The sequence below is a fragment of the Streptomyces triticirhizae genome, from assembly GCF_003696235.1.
Classification (GTDB): Bacteria; Actinomycetota; Actinomycetes; order Streptomycetales; family Streptomycetaceae; genus Streptomyces; species Streptomyces triticirhizae.
In genome coordinates this window covers 1-2,602 of record NZ_RFFJ01000356.1, presented here as the reverse complement: position 1 = coordinate 2,602, position 2,602 = coordinate 1, and the positions used below count along the sequence as shown (strand labels likewise).

Annotated in this window: 2 protein-coding genes; one reads left to right on the top strand and one right to left on the bottom strand. The window is 78.4% G+C overall.

All coding sequences use genetic code 11. The features are described from left to right. Positions 1–1,119, bottom strand: a 1,119-nt coding sequence (locus tag EBN88_RS29525; protein ID WP_147472910.1) for a protein kinase domain-containing protein, incomplete at its 3' end; no start/stop codon positions are given. Between the two features lie 271 nt (positions 1,120–1,390). Between EBN88_RS29525 and EBN88_RS29520 the strand changes: the two genes are divergently transcribed. Continuing rightward, entirely contained in the window at positions 1,391–2,440 is a 1,050-nt protein-coding gene (locus EBN88_RS29520; RefSeq protein WP_122400048.1) for an aminotransferase class V-fold PLP-dependent enzyme, read from the top strand. Positions 2,441–2,602: the final 162 nt, after the last annotated feature.

The window sequence follows — 2,602 nt, the reverse complement described above, 5'->3', positions numbered from 1 at the left end:
GGAGGCGGTGTGGGGGTGCGTTCCGGGCGCGTCCTCGGACTCGCGCGCCGGGGCGGGCGCGCCCGGCTCCTCCCGGGACTCCCGGGACTCCCGATGCTGCCGGCCGGATAACTCCCCCGTGCCCGCCCCTCCCCCGGCGGCCGGGCCCAACGCGGGGATGCCGCCGGCCGGTTCGAGCGCGGGCCCGCCGGGACCGGCCAGTCCGTCAGGCCCCTCGGGTCCGTCGAGTCCCCCGCCGGGCCCCTGGTCGGCGGCGGTCGGCTCGTGGGACGCGGGCCTGGGCAGCGGCGCCGCGTAACGGGCGGCGACCTCGCGGGCCAGCGGCCCCGGCAGCCAGCCGGTGCCCACCGGCGGCGCCAACTCCCGCGCCAGGTCCCGGGCCGAGGGCCGCAGCAGCGGGTCCCGGTGCAGGCAGGCGCCGACCACCTCCAGCAGGCCCCGTGGCACATCGGCCAGTTCGGGCGGCTCGAAGGCGGCCCGGCGTAACAGCTCGCGCGGGGTGCCGTCGCCGAACGGGCCACGGCCGGTGGCGGCATAGGTCAGCAGGCAGCCCAGGGCGAAGACGTCGCTGGGCGGCCCCACCGGGATGGCGCCGCCGACGGCCTGCTCGGGCGAGAGGAACCCCGGCGGCCCGATCCGGGTTCCCGACCCCCCGAATCCGGTCAACCTCGGTCCGTCCAGGGTGAGTTGCACATGGCCGGGCCGGACGTCCCGATGGCAGAGGCCGGCGGCGTGCACGGCGGCCAGCGCCTCGGCCAGCAGCGCGCCCAGCGCGCCGACGGTGCGCGGCGGCAGCGGGCCGTGGCCGGCGACGGCCTCCTCCAGGGTGGGGCCGGCGACATAGGGGTAGGCCGCCCAGACCGTGCCGCCGGCGGTGTCGGCGGCGGCGACGGTGACCAGCCGGCGGGCGCGCACATGGCGGGCGGCGGCGACATCGGCGGCGAAGCGGGCGCGGAAGGCGGGGTCGAAGGCGTAGGCGGAACGGATCAGCTTGAGTGCGGCCGGCTCGCCGCGCGGCGAGCAGGCGAGATAGACCACGCCGCTGCGGCCCTCGCCGAGCCGGCGCAGCAGCAGGTGGCTCCCGACGCGGCGGGGGTCGGCGGGCGTCAACTCCCGCATGGTGTCAACTCCCGCATGGCGTCCGGCTCTTCCGCGGTCCTCGGCGGTGCGGCGCGCGGCCACCCGCGCCCTGGCCCGCCCTCAGTCGTAGCACCGTTGCCTCCCCCGTTCCCCTCCCCTGGGACCGTTCCGCAACGCACCTTAGCGTGCCCCGGCGGCCACCGGGAGTGTTCGCGCGCATCGGGTGACATCGGGGTGAAAGGGGGAATTGAGGTTGCACCCGTGCGCCGGTGAAGTGCGCCGGCGTGCGCCGGTGGGAAGACTTCGGGTCATGCTGATCGACGCGCACGACGAGTTCTCCCCCGCCCCCGGCTACCTCGACACGGCCTCCCTGGGGCGGCCGCCGGCCCGTTCCGTGGCGGCCCTGGAACGGGCGGTGCGCCAGGCGGCGGAGGGCCGGCCCGACCAGGCGGCGGCCTTCCGCGCGGTGGAGGAGGCCAGGGCCTCGTTCGCCGCGCTGGTCGGGCTCGGCCCGGAGCGGGTGGCGGTCGGCAGCTCGGTGTCCGCCCACGTCGGGCTGGTCGCGGCCGCGCTCCCCGAGGGCAGCGAAGTCCTGTGCGCGCGGGGCGAGTTCAGCTCACTGGTGACGCCGTTCGCGCTGCGCGCCGGGGTGCGGCTGCGGGAGGTGGAGCCGGCGGGGCTGGCCGAAGCGGTCGGCCCGGGGACGGCGCTGGTCGCGGTCTCCTCCGTCCAGTCGGCCGACGGGGCCCGCGCCGACCTGGCGGCGGTGACGGAGGCGGCCCGCGCCCACGGGGCGTTGACCCTGGTGGACACCACCCAGTCCACCGGCTGGCTGCCGCTGTCCGCCGACGCGTTCGACTTCACGGTGTGCGGGGCGTTCAAGTGGCTGCTCTGCCCGCGCGGCACGTCGTTCCTGACGGTGCCGGCGGACGGCGGGGGCCTGGCGCCGCTCGCCGCCGGCTGGGCGGCGGCGGCCGACCCGGCGGGCAGCGTCTACGGCCCGGTGACCGAACTGGCCGCCGGCGGGCGGCGGTTCGACACCAGCCCCGCGTTCTACACGTATGTGGCGGCCGCGCCGGCGCTCGCGCTGGTGCGCGAGCTGGGGCAGGAGACGATCGGGGCGCACGACCTGCGGCTCGCCGACCGGTTCCGGACGGGCCTCGCCGAGTTGGGCTTGCCGCCCGGGCCGGACGGCTCGCCCATCGTCTCGGTGCCGGAGAGCGGGGAGGCGCTGGCCGCGCTGGACGCGGCCGGGGTCCGGCTGACCCGCAGGGGCGGCCGGCTGCGGTTCGCGTTCCACCTCTACAACGGGGACGCGGACGTGGACACGGCACTGAACGCGTTCCTGCGGTCCGCCTGACGGGCGACCACCGGGCCGGCCGTGGGCCGGGGCGGGCGGGGCGGCCGCGCACGGGCTGCCGTCCGGGAGTTGGGGGTTGCGCATCGCCCCCACGCACCCCGGCCACGCGCCAAGCGCCGGCGCGCAGCGTCCCCGCGCGGAGCGCGCCCACGCACCGTCCCG

Excerpts from the sequence above, each read along its gene's own strand:
- EBN88_RS29520 (WP_122400048.1), top strand. The coding sequence starts at position 1,391 with ATGCTGATCGACGCGCACGACGAGTTCTCCCCCGCCCCCGGCTACCTC.